The sequence below is a fragment of the Streptomyces fildesensis genome (assembly GCF_016107395.1).
GTDB classification, from domain to species: Bacteria; Actinomycetota; Actinomycetes; order Streptomycetales; family Streptomycetaceae; genus Actinacidiphila; species Actinacidiphila fildesensis.
In genome coordinates this window covers 1-16,625 of sequence record NZ_JAAIKO010000079.1, presented here as the reverse complement: position 1 = coordinate 16,625, position 16,625 = coordinate 1, and the positions used below count along the sequence as shown (strand labels likewise).

15 protein-coding genes and 1 pseudogene are annotated in these 16,625 nt (G+C 71.6%); 10 read left to right on the top strand and 6 right to left on the bottom strand.

The genetic code is table 11. From position 1 onward, the window contains the following. A pseudogene (locus C6N31_RS41075) lies at positions 1–249 on the top strand (hypothetical protein); the annotation flags it as partial. On the opposite strand, the gene C6N31_RS41070 reads toward C6N31_RS41075, so the two are convergent. Then, the gene (locus C6N31_RS41070; protein WP_138358956.1) at positions 236–760 is read right to left on the bottom strand and encodes a DinB family protein; all 525 of its coding nucleotides are present in this window, start codon (positions 758–760) and stop codon (positions 236–238) included. The pseudogene C6N31_RS41075 and the gene C6N31_RS41070 sit on opposite strands and share 14 nt — an antisense overlap. A gap of 110 nt (positions 761–870) precedes the next feature. Here C6N31_RS41070 and C6N31_RS41065 point away from each other — a divergent pair, with 110 nt between their 5' ends. The 3 genes from C6N31_RS41065 to C6N31_RS41055 all read left to right on the top strand — a co-directional run bounded on the left by C6N31_RS41065 (position 871) and on the right by C6N31_RS41055 (position 2,644). Continuing rightward, positions 871–1,368, top strand: a complete 498-nt coding sequence (locus C6N31_RS41065; protein ID WP_138358958.1) for a phosphatase domain-containing protein — start codon at positions 871–873, stop codon at positions 1,366–1,368. A 106-nt stretch (positions 1,369–1,474) separates the two neighbouring features. Next, a complete protein-coding gene (locus tag C6N31_RS41060; protein ID WP_198359526.1) occupies positions 1,475–2,401 on the top strand; it encodes a helix-turn-helix domain-containing protein in 927 nt (308 codons plus the stop codon). Positions 2,402–2,407: 6 nt separating this feature from the next. Beyond that, positions 2,408–2,644, top strand: a complete 237-nt coding sequence (locus C6N31_RS41055; RefSeq protein WP_138358962.1) for a LapA family protein — start codon at positions 2,408–2,410, stop codon at positions 2,642–2,644. Between the two features lie 40 nt (positions 2,645–2,684). On the opposite strand, the gene C6N31_RS41050 is transcribed toward C6N31_RS41055, so the two are convergent. Beyond that, entirely contained in the window at positions 2,685–3,182 is a 498-nt protein-coding gene (locus C6N31_RS41050; protein ID WP_138358964.1) for a GNAT family N-acetyltransferase, read from the bottom strand. 122 nt (positions 3,183–3,304) lie between these two features. Here C6N31_RS41050 and C6N31_RS41045 point away from each other — a divergent pair, with 122 nt between their 5' ends. Further along, entirely contained in the window at positions 3,305–4,102 is a 798-nt protein-coding gene (locus tag C6N31_RS41045) for an exodeoxyribonuclease III (RefSeq protein WP_138358966.1), read from the top strand. Between the two features lie 135 nt (positions 4,103–4,237). Here C6N31_RS41045 and C6N31_RS41040 read toward each other — a convergent pair whose 3' ends face one another. Further along, positions 4,238–5,302 (bottom strand): ATP-dependent DNA ligase, encoded by a 1,065-nt coding sequence (locus tag C6N31_RS41040; RefSeq protein WP_138358968.1) that lies wholly within the window; start codon positions 5,300–5,302, stop codon positions 4,238–4,240. A gap of 105 nt (positions 5,303–5,407) precedes the next feature. Here C6N31_RS41040 and ligD point away from each other — a divergent pair, with 105 nt between their 5' ends. Further along, positions 5,408–6,412 (top strand): non-homologous end-joining DNA ligase, encoded by a 1,005-nt coding sequence (ligD, locus tag C6N31_RS41035; protein WP_138358970.1) that lies wholly within the window; start codon positions 5,408–5,410, stop codon positions 6,410–6,412. A 51-nt stretch (positions 6,413–6,463) separates the two neighbouring features. Here the strand turns inward: ligD and C6N31_RS41030 are convergent, their stop codons facing one another. Together C6N31_RS41030 and C6N31_RS41025 are read right to left on the bottom strand one after the other, a co-directional pair. Next, positions 6,464–6,943 (bottom strand): macro domain-containing protein, encoded by a 480-nt coding sequence (locus C6N31_RS41030; RefSeq protein ID WP_138358972.1) that lies wholly within the window; start codon positions 6,941–6,943, stop codon positions 6,464–6,466. Positions 6,944–7,059: 116 nt separating this feature from the next. Next, entirely contained in the window at positions 7,060–11,253 is a 4,194-nt protein-coding gene (locus C6N31_RS41025; protein WP_187145065.1) for a S8 family serine peptidase, read from the bottom strand. A gap of 97 nt (positions 11,254–11,350) precedes the next feature. Here C6N31_RS41025 and C6N31_RS41020 point away from each other — a divergent pair, with 97 nt between their 5' ends. Next, complete coding sequence (locus tag C6N31_RS41020; protein WP_198359525.1) at positions 11,351–12,313, top strand: helix-turn-helix domain-containing protein; 963 nt, start codon at positions 11,351–11,353, stop codon at positions 12,311–12,313. A 16-nt stretch (positions 12,314–12,329) separates the two neighbouring features. On the opposite strand, the gene C6N31_RS41015 is transcribed toward C6N31_RS41020, so the two are convergent. Further along, the gene (locus tag C6N31_RS41015) at positions 12,330–13,364 is read right to left on the bottom strand and encodes an alpha/beta hydrolase (RefSeq protein WP_138358978.1); all 1,035 of its coding nucleotides are present in this window, start codon (positions 13,362–13,364) and stop codon (positions 12,330–12,332) included. Between the two features lie 343 nt (positions 13,365–13,707). On the opposite strand from C6N31_RS41015, the gene C6N31_RS41010 reads away from it, so the two are divergent. From C6N31_RS41010 to C6N31_RS41000, 3 genes are all read left to right on the top strand, one after another. Beyond that, positions 13,708–13,911: a cold-shock protein gene (locus C6N31_RS41010; protein WP_069779708.1), complete on the top strand. Its 204-nt coding sequence runs from the start codon at positions 13,708–13,710 to the stop codon at positions 13,909–13,911. 157 nt (positions 13,912–14,068) lie between these two features. Beyond that, a complete protein-coding gene (locus tag C6N31_RS41005) occupies positions 14,069–15,481 on the top strand; it encodes a DEAD/DEAH box helicase (RefSeq protein ID WP_232486282.1) in 1,413 nt (470 codons plus the stop codon). A 43-nt stretch (positions 15,482–15,524) separates the two neighbouring features. Continuing rightward, positions 15,525–16,448 (top strand): LysR family transcriptional regulator, encoded by a 924-nt coding sequence (locus tag C6N31_RS41000; protein WP_138358982.1) that lies wholly within the window; start codon positions 15,525–15,527, stop codon positions 16,446–16,448. The last annotated feature ends 177 nt before the right edge of the window (positions 16,449–16,625 follow it).

Here is a 16,625-nt window from a genome sequence, read left to right as displayed (position 1 = left end):
GAATGGCTCGCCGTCCCCCTCGCGGGCACCGTGCTCTACATCGGCAACGCCATGGGAGCCCACGGCAGTTGGCTCCAGTCCTGGTCCTACGGGACCGCAGCGGTGACGGTGCTGGCCGGGGCGGCGCTGCGGGCCCGCGCGGCGGGGCGGGGGAGCGGGCGTCGCGCCCCGTCCCTGCCGGGGCAGGCCGGGGCGGATGCGTTCGAGGCCGAGCCGGCCGAAGCCGGCGCCGGGGTCACTCCCCGGTGACGCCGTCCGTCAGTTCGCGCAGGAGGTCGGCGTGGCCGTTGTGCCGTGCGTACTCCTCGATCATGTGGACGTAGACCCACCGCAGATCGATCGGTTCACCGCGGCGCGGGTGGGCGAACGTCTCGTCGAGCGAACGGCCCGCGGCGGCCCGGTCCGCGAGTTCGCACTCGGTCGCGAACACCGCGAAGTCGGCCTCGGCGGCGGCGCCGTCGGCGCGGTCGAAGTCACCGTCCGGATCGTCGTCGGGACAGTAGAGGACGCCGAGGTCCGACCGGCCGTCGAAATTCGTCCGGAACCACCAGCGTTCCACTTCCGCCATGTGCCGGACGAGCCCGAGCAGCGACAGCGCCGACGGCTTCGCCGGGCGCAGCGCCAGCTGCTCGCCGGTGAGCCCGGCGCACTTCGTGAGGAGGGTCGCGCGGTGATAGGTGAGCCAGCTCTCCAGCGAGGCGCGCTCATCGGCGACCATGGGGGGATCGGTACGCGGTACTTCGGGTGCGGTCCAAGTCATCCGCACATGATGACGGCGGGAGGCGCCGTCCGCACCCCGTTATCGCTCCTTGACCTGCTCGGAGGGGGTCGGACCCGGTTCTCGGCGCTATCCTCCGCGCGGAGGTAAAAGTGAACGATGAACTAAATCCGAGCCGTCCGCTGGCGGTCTTCGACCTGGACGGCACCCTCTGCGACACCCGGCACCGGCTGATCCACCTGGAGCGGCAGCCGAAGGACTGGGCCGCCTTCTTCGCGGCCGCGGTGGACGACCCCCCGCTCGCGGAGGGCGTGGCACTGGCGCTGGAAACCGCCGTCGCATGCGATATCGAGTACGTCACCGGCCGGCCGGAACGCTGCCGCCGTGACACGGCGGCCTGGCTCGAACGCCATGGGCTGCCGCCGGGCCGGGTGTGGATGCGGACCGACAACGACCGCCGGCCGGCCCGCGTCACCAAGCTGGAACTCCTGCGGCGGCTGGCGCGCAAGGGCGAGATCCGCCTGGTCGTCGACGACGACAAGCAGGTCTGCGACGCGTACAAGGGCGCCGGATTCACCGTACGGCGGGCCCGCTGGATGGAGTCCGCACCGTTGCTGGAGCAGGCCCAGGACGGCGAAGGGCGCACCTGACGGAGCCGGCCGCGGGGCCGGAGCGGCGCCTCCCCCCACCCCCGCGGCTCTGCCTGCTACTGGCAGGGACAGGCTCCGAACGCGCGGGCGGGGGAGACTGATCCGTATGGACACTCCCGCGGAACTCGGCGAATTCCTGCGCACCCGCCGCGCCCGGCTGCGGCCGGAGGACGTCGGACTGATCTCCTACGGCGCCCGGCGCCGGGTACCGGGCCTGCGCCGCGAAGAGCTGTCGCAGCTCGCCGGCGTGAGCGTCGCGTACTACACCCGGCTGGAACAGGGACAGAGCAACAACGCCTCGGAAGGGGTGCTCGACGCCCTCGCCGCCGCGCTGCGCCTCACCGAGGACGAGCACACGCACCTGCGCAATCTGGCCCGCCCCGGCCGCACCAAGCGCCGCCCGGCCGAGCGTCCCGACAGCGCCAGGCCGGGGACGCGGCAGCTGATCGCGGCGATGAGTGATGTGCCCGTCGTCGTCGTGGACCGGCGGTTCGAGGTGCTGGCGTGGAATCCGCTGGGACACGCGCTGACCGCGGGGCACCTGGACGCGTGGAGCCCCGAGCGCCCCGCCGACCGCCCCAACCTGCAGCGGCTGCTCTTCCTCGACCCGCACACCCGCGAGCTGTACCCGCGCTGGGACGAGGAGGCACGGCGCGCGGTCGCCTCGCTGCGGCTGGCAGCCGGGCAGTACTCCGAGGACCGGCGGCTGGCCGAGCTGATCGGCGAATTGTCGATGAAGAGCCCCGAGTTCGCCTCCCTGTGGTCACGCCACCCGGTGAACAGCTGCACCTACGGTGCGAAGGCGTTCCACCACCCGACGATCGGCCCGCTCGAGCTCTCCTTCGAGATGCTGCAGGTCCCGGACGACTCGGGGCACCGGATGCTGATGTACAGCGCCGAACCGGGCTCCTCCTCCGAGGCGGCGCTGCGCCTGCTCGGCACCGTCACTCGAACGGAGCAGCCGACCGCCCCCCGGGACCCGAAGACCGCGATGCTGAACACAGGGGGTGACAGTCGACCGGAAAGCAGGTGACCCACGGTGAGTGCCGACAAGTCGACGTCCAGCAGGAAGTCCGGCCGGGAGTTGGTCACGCCGGGCCGGATCGTGGTCGCCGCACTGGCGGTGCTCGGCCTCGTGTTCATCTTCGAGAACACCCGGCAGGTCAAGATCCGGCTGATCGTTCCCGAGGTGACGATGCCGCTGTGGCTCGCCCTGCTCGCGATGGCCGTCATCGGCGGAATCTGCGGCGCCTACTTCTCCCGCCGCAAGAAGTGATCCGGGGGACGGGAGCGGCTCAGGACGACCGGGGACCGGCTCAGGCCCCGTCGGCCGACGTGCGCCCCTGGAGCGTCTTGCCGAGGCACACGCTGAGCTCCTCGTACCGGTAGAGCCCGAACTTCGTCACCGGGGTGTAGCCGCACGACTCGTACAGCGCGATGGCCTCCGGCTGCTTCGTACCGGTCTCCAGGACCATCCGGGACCGCCCGGCCGCCGCCGCGCTCGCCTCCAACTCGGCGAGTATCCGCCGCGCCAGCCCCCGGCCCCGGGCCTCGTCCACCACGTACATCCGCTTGAGCTCGGCGTCGCCGTCCGAGTGCCCTTCCGGGGACTCGTCCTGCGCCCGCCAGCCGCCGCTGGCGACCGCCTCCCCGTCCACGTACCCCACCAGGTACAGGCCCCGGGGCGGGTCGAACTGGGCGGCGTCCATCGGGGTCAGATCGCCGTCGCCGTACCGCTCGACGTACTCCAGCTGCACCCGGTCGTTGAGCTTCACCGCGTCGGGGTGGTCGTAGCGCCTGATTCGAATCTCCACCACGGCATCGTACGTGCGTACGCCTGCGGGCCCGCCCCGTGCCCGCCGCCCCGTGCCCGATCCGCGCACGTCACGGTCGCGTAGGCTGCCCTGCGCCGATATCCGCAATACGGGAGCATGCTGTGCTGACTGTGACGACCGTGAATGTCAACGGGCTCCGCGCCGCCGCCAAGAAGGGGTTCCTGCCCTGGCTGGCGGCCACCACCGCCGACGTGGTCTGTCTGCAGGAAGTACGTGCCGAGGCCGACCAGCTCCCGGACGAGGTCCGCGAGCCGGACGGCTGGTCCGCCTTCCACGCCCCGGCCGCCGCCAAGGGCCGTGCCGGTGTCTCGATCTACAGCCGCAGCGAGCCCACCCGCGTCCAGATCGGCTTCGGCTCCGCCGAATTCGACAGCTCGGGCCGTTACCTCGAGATCGATCTCCCGGGGATCACCGTCGCCAGCCTCTATCTGCCCTCCGGTGAGGTCGGCACCGAGCGCCAGACGGAGAAGGAGCGGTTCATGGCCGAATTCTTCGTCCATCTCTCGGAGCTCCGGACCCGTGCCGCCGCCGAGGGCCGGGAAGTGCTCGTCTGCGGCGACTGGAACATCGCCCACCGCGAGGCCGACCTCAAGAACTGGAAGGCCAACCAGAAGAGCTCCGGCTTCCTCCCCGAGGAACGCGCCTGGCTCAGCAAGGTCTTCGAGCAGGGCGGCTACACCGACGTGGTCCGCCGGCTCCACCCCGAGGCCACCGGCCCCTACTCCTGGTGGTCCTACCGCGGCCGGGCCTTCGACAACGACGCGGGCTGGCGGATCGACTACCACGTCTCCACCGCGGGCCTCGCGGAAAAGGCCACGTCAGCCGTGGTGGAGCGGGCCGAGACGCACCCCGAGCGCTGGAGCGACCACGCGCCCGTGACGGTGGTCTTCGACCACTGAGCTTCGACCACTGAGCTTCGACCACTGAGCTTCGACCACCGAGCTCCGACCACCGAGCTCCGACCACTGAGCTCCGACCACTGAGCGGATCAGCCGGCCTGTCGGGTCAGCGAGCGGATCAGCCGGCCTGTCGGGTCAGCCGGACGCCAGGACGCTCGCGAGGTCGTAGCGGACCGGCTCGTCGAGCTGGGCGTACGTACAGCTGTCGGGATCCCGGTCCGGACGCCAGCGGCGGAACTGCGTCGTGTGCCGGAAGCGGTCGCCCTGCATGTGGTCGTAGGCGACCTCGCACACCCGCTCGGGCCGCAGCGGTGTCCACTCCAGGTTCTTGGCGCCGCTCCACCGGCTGGGAGCGCCCGGCATCCGGTCGGTCGCGTGCGCCTCCTGGTCCTTCCACGCCGCCCAGGGGTGCTCGTCCGGATCGGCCATCCGCAGCGGGGCCAGCTCCGCCATCAGCTCCTCGCGGCGGCGCATGGGGAAGGACGCGCACGCGCCCACGTGCTGCAGCCGGCCGTCCGTGTCGTAGAGCCCGAGCAGGAGCGAGCCGATGACGGGCCCGCTCTTGTGCTCGCGGTAACCGGCCAGGACGCAGTCGGCGGTGCGCTCGTGCTTGACCTTCACCATCAGCCGCTGGTCCGGGCGGTAGAGCAGCTCCGGCGACTTGGCCACGATGCCGTCGAGGCCGGCGCCCTCGAAGCGGCTGAACCACTCCTCGGCCACCGCCAGGTCCATCGTCACCGGGGCGACGTGCACAGGCGCGGTCACCCCCGCCAGGGCCTCCTCCAGGGCGGTACGGCGCTCCCGCAGCGGGGTGTCCAGCAGTGCGCTGTCGCCGAGGGCGAGCAGGTCGAAGGCGACGAAGGAGGCGGGGGTGCGTTCGGCGAGCAGCCGGATCCGTGACTCGGCGGGATGGATGCGCTCCTGCAGGGCGTCGAAGTCCAGCCGGTCGCCGGAGACGATGATGATCTCGCCGTCCACGACGCAGCGGTCCGGCAGCTGCTCCAGCAGCACGCTCGCCAGCTCGGGGAAGTACCGGGTGAGCGGTTTGCCGTTGCGGCTGCCGATCACGATCTCGGGACCGTCGCGGTGCACGATCGCGCGGAATCCGTCCCACTTGGCCTCGTACTGCATCCCGGCCGGAATGCGCGCTGCCGCCTTCGCCAGCATCGGCTTGACCGGCGGCATCACGGGAAGCTCCATGGTCCGAGTGTGCGGCCGCCCACGCCCCGGCGCCTCTCCGGCCACCGCGCGGGCGCCGTGCCGGCCCCGGAGGCGCGCGCCCGGAAGCGGTCCTAGCGTGGAGGCATGGCAGAAGCGCTGGAGCTGCGGATCGGCGAGCGGACGGTGCGGCTGACGCACCCGGACAAGGTGTACTTCCCCGAGCGGAACCTCACCAAGCTGGACCTCGCCAACTACTACCTGGCCGTCGGCGAGGGCGCCCTGCGGGCGCTGCGCGACCGCCCGACGACGCTGCAGCGCTTCCCCGAGGGCATCGCCGGGGAGTCGTTCTTCCAGAAGCGCGCCCCGAAGGACCTCCCCGACTGGACCCCGACCGCCCGTATCGCCTTCCCCAGCGGACGCTTCGCCGACGAGACCTGCCCGACGGAGGTCGGCGCACTGCTCTGGGCCGCCAACCGCGGCTGTCTGACCTTCCACCCGTGGCCCGTGCGCCGCGCGGACACCGATCACCCCGACGAACTGCGCATCGACCTCGACCCGCAGCCGGGCACCGACTACGCCGACGCGGTGCGCGCCGCGCACGAGCTCCGCGATGTGCTGGAGGGGATGGGCCTGCGCGGCTGGCCCAAGACCTCCGGCGGGCGCGGCATGCACGTCTTCATCCCGATCGCCCCTCGGTGGACCTTCGTCGAGGTCCGCCGGGCGACCATCGCCATCGCGCGCGAGCTGGAGCGCCGGATGCCGGAGCAGGTCACCACCGCGTGGTGGAAGGAGGAGCGCGGCGAGAAGATCTTCGTCGACTACAACCAGATGGCCCGCGACCGCACGATCGCCTCCGCCTACTCCGTCCGCCCCTTCCCGCACGCGCCGGTCTCCGCGCCACTGCTCTGGGACGAACTGGACACCGCCGTGCCGCGGGACTTCGACCTCGTCTCGATGCCGGCCCGCTACGCGGAGGTCGGTGACCTCCACGCGGACATGGACGACCACGCCTTCGACATCACCCCCGCCCTGGACCTCGCCGCCCGAGACGAACGGGACCACGGCGCGGGCGACCTCCCCTACCCGCCCGAGCACCCGAAAATGGCCGGCGAACCGAAACGGGTACAGCCGAGCCGCGCCAAACACTGAGCCGCGGGCGCCGAGCTCCCGATACGGCGCTCAGTGCTCCCGATACGGCGCTCAGTCGTGGTCGTACACCGTCACCGCGACCCCGCGGTCCGCGAGCCGCGCCTGGACCAGCGGTTCCACCCGCTCCCAACGCCCGCCCGCCAGCCCGCAGCCGATCCGCGGCATATGAACCGAGGCCCCGAGCCCGGCCGCCTCGCCGGCGAGTTTCTCCAGCGCCGCGTCGATGGCCTCATAGCGCACCGGAACACCCTTGCTGCCGGTGCGCATCCCGCGCTGGCCCACCATGTTGGCGACCCACACCAGCCGGTCGACCTGCACCAGCTGCACGGCTCCGAGCCCGAAGTCGTTGGCCGCGCGCTCCCGGTGCCAGCGCCGGTACTGGCGCTCCGGCTCCGGCCAGCGCCGTGAGACGGCCAGCACGAAACCCTTGCCCCAACCGCCCAGGTCGTTGCAGATATGCGCGATCACCTTGGGCCCCTTGCCCAGCGGCGTTGTCGCGTCTCCCCGTACGTACTCGATCCCCGTCCCCATACCGATCACCGTAGGCGATGCCTCCGACAACGGGCCGGCCCGGCGTCCGGACGGAGTTCCGTCCGGGCGCCGGGCCGTGGTGCTCAGTTGTGGTGCTCCTTCGTGCGGGTCGGGGGTCAGCGGTGGAGGTTGAGGCGGTGGACGCCGCCGTCGGTGGTGCCGACGTAGAGCGTGCGGCCGTCGGGGGTCGCGGCCAGATGCGTGGTGTCGGTGTTCTGCAGGCCGGTGGAGATGTTGTGCCAGCTCAGACCGTGGTCGGTGCTGCGCAGTACGCCGCGGCCGCCCTGCAGGAGGCCACTGGCCCCGGAGCGGTTGGTGGCCGCGTAGAGCGTGTCGCCGACCCGCAGCAGGTCGGAGACGTGGATCGCGAGGGCGCCGGTGTCCGCGGTGCGGAAGGTGCGGCCGCCGTCGGTGCTGACGCGGACGTTCTCGCCGCCGATGACGAGCCGCTTCCCGTCGAGGTCGATCGCGGTCACCGGGCCGTCGGCGACCTTGGTGACGGTGACCCCGCCGTCGTCCGACCGGTACAGCCCGGCGGAGTTGCCGAGCCACAGCCGCAGCGGATTGGCGGGATCGCCCACGATGGTGTCGAAGGAACGCTCGTGGAAGAGGTTCTTCCACGTCGCGCCGCCGTCAGTGGTGGCGAACAGCCCCTGGCCCAGCAGGCTCCGGAAGCTGACCATCACCCGCTTCGGGTCGGCGGGGTCGACCAGGAGCGCGGTCGGCACCTCCGACGACGTGCCGCGCACCTCCCAGGTGGCGCCCGCGTCGGCGCTGCGCTCGACGACGAACGTTCCGACCGCGGTGCGCCGGACCTTCCAGATCACGTTCGGCTCCTTGGCCGAGAGCGCGAGCTGCGAGACCCTGACGCCGACCCTGCCCTCGCCGCCGGACTGGCCCCATTCGGGGCTCGCGACGGGAAGAGCGGTGCGGTAGATCGCGCTGTCGGTGGCGGCGAGCAGATGGCCGCCGGTGATCGCGAGATCGTTGACGGTCAGTCCCTGGACGCCGATCCGCCGGTATCCGGTGCCGTTCGCGGCACCCCGGTAGAGGCCGTCCTGCTCCATGGAGACGGTGACGGATCCGTCACTCCAGCGGTCGTAGTCCATCGGTACCGCCGCGCGCGCCGGCGCCGCGACCGTGGTCCACGTCCGTCCCTGGTCGTGGCTGAGCCGGCCGCTGCCGGTCAGCGTGCTCAGGTACAGGTCGCCGCCCGAGACGGTCAGGCCGAGACCGCCGAGCGGCATGGGCAGCAGGGTGGACCAGGTCTTCCCGCCGTCGTGGGAACCGACGACTCCGGTGCCCAGGACGTACACCGCCACGACCGAGGAGTCGGCGGCCAGCCCGCCGACGTTCTTGTTGACCGCGTCGAACAGCCGGCGTGCCGCGCCGGGGTTGCCCGAGCCGATGCCGGAACGGGTCCAGACGCCGCGGGGCGTCGTCATGTAGAGGGTGTCACCGGTGACGGTGGCGCCGGTGATGTCGCCGGTGACGCCGGTCGGGTACGTGGTCCAGTGCTCGCCCGCGTCGGTGCTGACCAGCAGTGAGCCGGAGGCGACCGCGACCAGCGTGCGGGTCTGCTCATCGGCGGTGAACGCCGTGATGCGGGCGTCAGGGACACCGAGCTTGCGCCAGGTCCGCCCGTTGTCATCGGTGCGCAGGATGGCGCCCTGGCGGCTGAAGTCGTGAACGCTGTTCACGGCGTACCACCAGCGGTCGGGATTCTTCGCGTCGACCAGGAGCGGTCCGGTGCCGTCCGCGACCGGCAGCCGGCTCAACTGGCGCCAGGTGGCGCCGTTGTCGGTGGTCAGCCAGGGAGCGGCCTTCTGGTACTGGGTGAGCACGGCCTGTCCCGGCCGGTTCGGCGAGAGGGCGACCCAGCCGGCCTCGCTGTTGGGACCGACCGGCTCCCAGCGGTTCTTGCGGGTGTCGACCGGGGTCACCTCGAAGGCGCTGGAGCCGATGAGGCGCTGCCCGGAGCCGGCGGTGCCGCGCACCGAGACCCGGTAGGCGCCGGCCACGCTGCCGGTCACCTCGGCCTGGTAGTAGCCGGTGGCGGGGTCGAGGTGGGAGGTGACGTCGAAGGCCTTGCCGCGCGGCGGAGTGACGGTGACGACCGGCGGTGCGGCCAGCCGGGTCGGCGGGGCGATGTGCACGGTCGAGTGACCGTCGCTCGGGTCGGGCGCGGCCTGGACGGCCAGGTACCGGACGGCGAGCAGATAGGGCACCCCGATCGCCGGTCCCCGGTCCGGGGTCGCCGTGAGGCGGCCGCTGATCTCGGTGTTGCCGGACGGGCGGTCGACGCGCAGCGAGACCGTGACGGTCGCGGTCCCCCTGGCCGGTACGGTGACCCGCTGCGGCGAGACCGTGGCCGGCCCGTCGGTCCTGAGCATGGTCGTGACCGGCCGGTTGCCGGAGTTCCGCAGCGTCACCTTCGCGGTGCCGCCGACGTCACGCCGGGACAGATCGGCGAGTCCGAAGGACACGGACGCCGGTGAGGCGCTGACCGTGGCCGAGGCGGCCGCGGCCACATCGAGCCGGCCCGAGCCCTGCGCCGTGGCTCCGCTGTCGCGCAGCGGCTTCGCGGTGCCGACCAGTGCGGCCTTCACCTCGGCGGGCGCCTGGCCCGGGTGCAGCTGGCGCAGCAGGGCCGCCGCGCCGGCGACGTGCGGGGTCGCCATCGACGTGCCCGACATGCGGTACTGGCCGGGCTTGTACAGCGACTTGGGGATGGTGGAACGGATCTCCACACCGGGCGCGACCAGATCGGGCTTGAGGCCGAAGCTCTGCGTGGGGCCGCGTGACGAGAACGAGGCGATCTGGTCGGTGGTGTCGGTGCCCTGCAGCGTCACCGAGACCTTCCCGGCGGCGAGCCGGGAGCTCAACTCCGTGTACTGGGTCGCGTCGATGCCCATGACCACCAGGTGGTCCATGCGCAACGAGTCACCGGAGGCGTCGATCCGCGCGGGCGAGGACGGCACCTGGACCACACCCGCTCCGGGCGTTCCGGCGGCGAACACCGGGCCGTCGTTGGTGGGCAGGCCGGCCAGCACGGCGAGCGCGCCGCGCTTCTCCGCTTCCTGCGCCCACTCCACGGCGCTGCCCGACAGGTCCTGGACGTCGGAGGCGACGAGGAACTGGGCCCGCACGATCTTCCCGCGGACGTCGCCGACCCGCTCCCAGTCCTCCGCGGTGCCCTCACCGACGTCGACGAGCTGCGCGGTGACGGGGCGCTGGGGCGGATTCGCGGACAGGATGCCGCGGTAGGTCTGGATCAACTCGGGCTTCTTGCCGGCCAGATACGCGCTGGGCAGCCGGAGATTGCTGGTCGACGCGCCGACCGAGATCACCCCGTCGGCCGTGCCGGGGCTGCTGACCGTACCCAGGCCCGGGCCGTCGTTGCCGGCCGCGGCCACCACGACCACACCGGCCCGTACGGCCGCGGTCGCGGCAAGGCCCAGCGGGTCGGTGCCGTCGCCGGGGCCGCCGAGGCTCATGTTGATGACATCGGCGCGGTGCGGGTTGGCCGGATCGGACGCCGCCTCGATACCGGCGATGATGTCCGACGTGTAGCCGGATCCTTCGGCGTCCATCACCTTGTAGGCCAGCAGGTTCGCGTCGGGCGCCACGCCGGTGATGCCGCCCTTCCCGGCGGCCTTCCCCGCGATGATGCCGGCGACGTGGGTGCCGTGGCCGTTGTCGTCCATCGGGTCCTCGTCACCGTTGACGAAGTCGTGCCCGCCGACGACCTTGTGGCCCTTGCCGAGTCCGCCGCCCAGATCGGGGTGGGTGTAGTCCACCCCGCTGTCCAGGATCGCGACGGTGGTCCCCTTGCCCGTGACGCGGCTGCCGGCGGCGTCCTTGCGCTGCCACACGTCAGGCGCGCCGATCAGCGGCACGCTCACGTCCGTCTTCGCCAGCACCCGGGTGTCGGGCAGGACGGCGGTGACGCCCGGCAGCTTCGCCAGCCGCGCCACCTCGGACCCCGGCACCGTCATCGCGACCGCGTCGATGAGCAGACCGAGCTTGCGGGTCGAGGAGGGGTGCAGCCCGGCGTTCTTCGCCGAGCCGAGGAAGGTCTCCTGCCGGGCGTCCAGCGCGCGGCGGGCGGCGCCGACGCCGGGGGCGGCCTCGGCGGACAGCAGCGAGCCACCGGGCGCGGCGGTGACCGCGGCGTTCCCGGACAGTTCGACGATCACTCGTTGCGACGGGTCGGGCGTGGACGCGGTGGCGGCACCCGGTATCGCCGCCAACGTGCCGGCGAGCACGACGGCGGCGAGACCGGCATGACGAGATCTTCGTGAGTTCATTGCCATACGTAAAGGTCCTAGTGGTATGGGCACTTGCCGCACAATGAATCTTCGTGGCCCATTGCTGCCGCTGGCACAACTGGGCCACCATCCGTTCATGACTCCCGAGACGCCGGAACTGACGGCGGCAGGCATCGATCCGTTCGACGAGAGCGTCTACCGCGCCGTCCTGACCCGGCGTACGGCGGCGCCGGCCGAACTCGCCGCTGACCTCGGCTGTTCGGCCGAGCGGGTCGCCAGAGCGCTGGACCGGCTCCGCGACCACGGGCTGGTCGGCCGGCTCGCCGGCGCCCGTCGCCGGTACGCCGCGATCGAGCCGGGGGCCGCGGTCGAGGCGCTGGTGCGGGCCAGGAGCAACGACCTGGAACGGGTCCGCTCGGCCGCCGCCGAGCTGTCCCGGCTCTTCGCCGCCGCGCGCACCGGCGCGACCGACGAGGACGAGGTGGAGATCACCACCGGCAGCGAGGCCCTCGGCCGCTGGTTCGTCCGCCTCCAACAGGAGGCCCGCGAGGACGTCATGACGCTGGACCGGCCGCCGTACGCCCTGACCACCTCCAACCCGGTGGAGGCCACGGCGCTCGGCCGCGGTGTCCGGTACCGCGCGGTCTACGCCCCCGAGGCGCTGGAGTGGCCGGGCGTCCTCGACGACATCCGCGAGCTGGTCCGGCACGGTGAACAGGCCCGGGTCCTGCCCGGCCTGCGCATCAAACTCGCCATCGCGGACCGCAGGCTCGCCCTGATGCCGCTCTCCCTCGACCTGAACGACGTCCGCGCCGCGGTGATCCGGCCGTCCACCCTGCTCGACGCCCTCACCGACTACTGGGAGATGTGCTGGAAGCAGGCCCTGCCCCTCAACGCCCCGGCCGACGACCCCCTCGACGAGGAGGACCGGCTGGTCCTGACCCTCCTGGTGAGCGGTCTCAAGGACGAGGCGATAGCCCGGCAGCTCGGCTGGTCCGTCCGCACCATGCGCCGCCGCATCAGCCGTCTCCACGACCTCCTGGGCGCCGCCAACCGCTTCCAGGCCGGCGCGATAGCCGCCCGCCGCGGCTGGCTGTGAGGGTGCGCCGTCCGTCCTAGGCTGTCGGGCCGGCGAGTTTGCCGGTGAACCAGGTCAGGGCGCGGGGGATGAGCTTCTTGAAGTCGGAGGTGTAGTGCCGGCCGCCGGGGAGCTCGTAGTACTCGATCTTGACGGGGGCGACGGCCTTCTTCACCCAGGTCTTGACCAGGTTGGTCTCGTACGCCTCGCCGCTGCCCGCCGTGGCGAGGATGCTGACGTCGGCCCTGCCCTGCTTGACGAGGGTGTTGGGGCTGTTGGCGAGGCGGTCCGCCTCGTGACCCCTCCAGAGCCGGGAGTCCGGGTCGAAGTAGGCGTCCATCGGGATGGCGGCCTTGAAGACGTCGGGGTGCTGCAGGGCGAGTTTCGCGCTGCAGAAGCCGCCCGTGGAGGCGCCCATGACGCCCCAGCCGTCACGGCTGCGCAGAGTGCGGAAGTTCGCCTTCACGAAGTCGGGGACGTCCTTGGCCATCCAGGTGCCCATCCTGGGCTGGCCGGGGATGTCGCTGCAGTCCAGAGCGGCGTTCTCGTGGGAATTGAAGTTCTGGACCGGCATGATCATGATGAACGGATGGGCCTTGCCCTGCTTGCTCAGCTTGGCGTCGGCCTCCTGGATCGGGAGCTGGGGATCGGTCCAGGTGTTGTAGCCGTTGCTCTGGCCGCCCGCGTACATCATCACGACGGGGAAGCCGTAGGTCGCGTACTGGGGGTCGCTGTACTCCGGGGGCAGCCAGACCCAGACCTTCCCGGTGACGCCGGACTTCGCCCCACGCACCGAGGTGACCATGATCGGGCCGGCCTTCGTCGACCGCGCCAGCTTCAGCTCCGCCTTCGGTCCGGTCGGCAGCAGCACCTTCGACGGCGTCGGCGCGGGGCCCGGCGTCCGCGGGCCGCCCTTGCCGTCGCCTTTCCCCGCGCCGGTCGAGAGGTGGTCGTTCGCCGGGGCGGATCCCCCGTCGCCGGAGGAGCCGCAGCCCGCGAGAGCGGCGAGCGCGAGCAGCACGGCGGCTACGGGCAGGACCAGGGGGCGGTGACGCCGGGGACGCGCATCCATCGTGGAAATGCTCCGAACGCGAGATCGAGGACGAAAGGCACCTTCTAGGAGAGCAGCTCGCACGCTTTGGTTCCCGCGCGACGCGCGCGCTGCGCGCGCGGTCTACGCGCGAGGCTTCCCGCGCCACTCCGAGGGACACCGTGGAAGCCCCCATACGGGCAGCAGCCGTGCTACCTTGATCCCAGTTGCAGTTTTGGTACCCATGAACTTTGTGTGCGCCTGACGGGATGTAACCCTCAGGCGCACTCTTGTTTTTACCGGTCATCTCCGGATGGGCACAATGCGGCGACGAGGAATCTGCGCAGTGCAGATTTCCGGCTCTGCACCTATTGAGGAGATTGACATGGCTTCTGGCACCGTGAAGTGGTTCAACGCGGAAAAGGGTTTCGGCTTCATCGAGCAGGACGGTGGCGGCGCTGACGTCTTCGCCCACTACTCGAACATCGCCACCCAGGGCTTCCGTGAGCTCCAGGAAGGCCAGAAGGTGACCTTCGACGTCACGCAGGGCCAGAAGGGCCCGCAGGCCGAGAACATCGTTCCCGCCTGACGTTTGACGCGCACCACGTAGTTGGGGCCCGCACCTGAGGGTGCGGGCCCCAATTCGTTTTTTCCGGTATTGCTTTGGCTCGTTTTTGCGATTCTTCGCCCGGTTTTCATTTTGCGGAGTCTTCCCGGACACGTGCCGTTCCGAGGAAGGCTTTCTTTTGTACCGCTCCTCAGGCTCCGTTCCCGCGCGCAATCGCCCGTCGTATTCCCGCAGCCAGTCCGCGCCGCGCCGCCGCCCCATGGCGACACCGGGTGAGTTCGCCCTCCCCGTCAGCACCACGCCGTCCCTTCCCCCGGTCGAGTCGTTCGCAGATCTGGACATGCCGTCCGAGCTGCTCGACACGCTCACCCACGAAGGGGTGACGGTCCCGTTCCCCATCCAGGGCGCGACGCTGCCGAACTCGCTGGCCGGCCGGGACCTGCTGGGCCGTGGACGCACCGGCTCCGGCAAGACCCTCGCCTTCGGCCTGGCGCTGCTCGCCCGTACCGCGGGGAAGCGCGCGGAGCCGCGGCAGCCGCTCGCCCTGGTGCTGGTGCCGACCCGTGAGCTGGCCCAGCAGGTCACCGACGCGCTCACCCCGTACGCCCGCTCGCTGCGGCTGCGGATGGCCACCGTCGTCGGCGGCATGTCGATCGGCCGCCAGGCCGGCGTGCTGCGCGGCGGCGCCGAGGTCGTCGTCGCGACACCCGGCCGGCTCAAGGACCTGATCGAACGCCGCGACTGCCGGCTCGACCACGTGGCCATCACGGTGCTCGACGAGGCCGACCAGATGGCGGACATGGGCTTCATGCCGCAGGTCACCGCCCTGCTGGCGCAGGTGCGCCCGGACGGTCAGCGGATGCTCTTCTCCGCCACGCTGGACCGCAACGTCGACCGGCTGGTGCGCCAGTTCCTGACCGATCCCGTCGTCCATTCGGTGGATCCCTCGGCCAACACGGTCACCACGATGGAGCACCACGTCCTGCACGTGGCCGGCGCGGACAAGCAGGCCACGACGCGGCGCATCGCGGCCCGCGAGGGCAGGGTGCTGATGTTTCTGGACACCAAGCACGCCGTCGACCTGCTGACCCGGGACCTGCTCGCCAGCGGTGTCCGGGCCGCCGCGCTGCACGGCGGCAAGTCGCAGCCGCAGCGCAACCGCACCCTGGACCAGTTCAAGAGCGGACATGTGACGGTCCTGGTCGCGACCAACGTCGCCGCCCGCGGCATCCACGTCGACAACCTGGACCTCGTCGTCAACGTGGACCCGCCCACCGACCACAAGGACTACCTGCACCGCGGCGGCCGTACCGCCCGTGCGGGTGAGTCCGGCAGCGTCGTCACACTGGTGCTGCCCAACCAGCGCCGCGAGATGGCGCGCCTGATGTCGCACGCCGGCATCACCCCGCAGACGACCCAGGTCAGCGCGGATGACGACGAGCTCGCCCGGATCACCGGCGCGCAGGAGCCCTCCGGGGTGCCGGTCGTCATCGCGGCGCCCCCGGCGGCCGAACGCGTGCGGCGCACCTCGTACGGCAGCCGCGGCCGCGGTGGCCGCCCCGCGCCGCGCCGGCGGCCCGCCGCCGCGTAGGTCCGCGTCCTGGTGGAGGCATCCGGCTGTTTAGGCTGCCTTCATGAAGGACTGGGATTTGAGGAAACTGCAGATCCTCCGGGCTCTGCAGGAGACCGGGACGGTCACGGCGGCGGCCGCCGCACTGCGGATGACGCCGTCGGCCGTCTCGCAGCAGCTGTCCGCGCTCTCCAAGCAGGCCGGCACCCCGGTGATCGAGGCACAGGGCCGGGGCGTCCGGCTGACCGGTGCCGCCCACGTCCTGCTGCGCCACGCCGACGTGGTCTTCGCCCAGCTGGAGCGCGCCGGAGCCGAGCTGGAGGGCTACACGCAGGGCGAGGCCGGCGAGGTCCGGGTCGGCGCCATCGCCACGGCCATCACCCGGCTGGTCGTCCCCGCGTCCCGGCTGCTGCGCCAGGACTTCCCGCGGATCACCCTGTCGGTCCGGCAGGCCGAGGCCGCCGAGGTCTACGAGCAGCTGGCGGGCGGCGACGTGGATCTCGCCGTGACGCTGGCGGTGCACGCGCCCTCGGCGCGGGACCCGCGCTTCCACCGGATCGCGCTGCTCACCGATCCGCTCGACGTGGCACTGCCCGCCGGCCACTCCTGGGCGGCGCGGCCGGGCCTGCGGCTGGCGAACCTGGCCCAGGAACCGTGGATCTTCGGCAGCAGCGGCCCCTGGCGGGAGATCACCCTCGCGGCCTGCGCCGACGCGGGATTCGTCCCGGAACAGGCGCACGCGGCGACCGACTGGTCGGCGATCCTCGCCATGGTCGCCGCGGACCTCGGGGTCGCCCTGGTACCCCGGATGGCGACGGTGGGGGAGCGGCAGCACGTCGCGATCCGCCCGCTCGACGCCGACCGGCCACGCCGCCACGTGGTGGGCGTGGTGCGCAGCGGATCCGAGGACGGGCCGCTGCTGCGGCGGGTGATCCGGGTGCTGCGGCAGGTGGCGGAGGAGCCCGCGGTGCCCGTGGACGCCGGCTAGAAACGTTCAGTTGAACTGAAAGTATGGTTCAGAAACTTTCGATGGACGTGAACGGTGTCGTCGGCTCACAGTAGAGGTATGACGACATCAAAGACGCCTTCCGGCACCTCTTCCTCCGCCCTGTCCTCGACTTCGTTCACCGGTGATGCGCGGCCGTTCGGTGGGGGTGATCCGTAT